3 tRNA genes are annotated in these 423 nt (G+C 38.8%); all 3 read left to right on the top strand.

From position 1 onward, the window contains the following. Positions 1 to 30 precede the first annotated feature (30 nt). Positions 31 to 106, top strand: a tRNA-Thr gene (locus ACQRC6_RS09875). Between the two features lie 22 nt (positions 107 to 128). Beyond that, positions 129 to 214, top strand: a tRNA-Tyr gene (locus ACQRC6_RS09870). Between the two features lie 23 nt (positions 215 to 237). Then, a tRNA-Gly gene (locus ACQRC6_RS09865) sits at positions 238 to 312 on the top strand. Positions 313 to 423: the final 111 nt, after the last annotated feature.

Here is a 423-nt window from a genome sequence, read left to right as displayed (position 1 = left end):
GTATATAGAATATTATGTAAAAAGAGAGATGCTGGTGTAGCTCAATTGGTAGAGCAACTGACTTGTAATCAGTAGGTTAGGGGTTCAAGTCCTCCCACCAGCTCCAAAAAGATAATAGGGGATTTCATGGAGGAGTTCCCGAGTTGGCCAAAGGGGACGGACTGTAAATCCGTTAGCTTAGCTTTCAGTGGTTCAAATCCACTCTCCTCCACCAATAAATTTAATAAAAATTTTTATGCGGATGTGGCTCAGTGGTAGAGCATCGCCTTGCCAAGGCGAGGGTCGCGAGTTCGAATCTCGTCATCCGCTCCATTTTTTATTAGTATCCTTAGCTCAGCTGGATAGAGCGTCTGGCTATGAGTTAATAATTTCATAATTATTTTTGAATATTATATTGTTTTAAATAAATATATTTTTAAAAAA

It is taken from the genome of Peptoniphilus sp. SGI.035 (assembly GCF_050315115.1).
In the GTDB taxonomy this organism is placed as follows: domain Bacteria; phylum Bacillota; class Clostridia; order Tissierellales; family Peptoniphilaceae; genus Peptoniphilus_A.
Note: the sequence above shows the minus strand (reverse complement) of the source record. Positions and strands in the feature narration are given on the sequence as shown.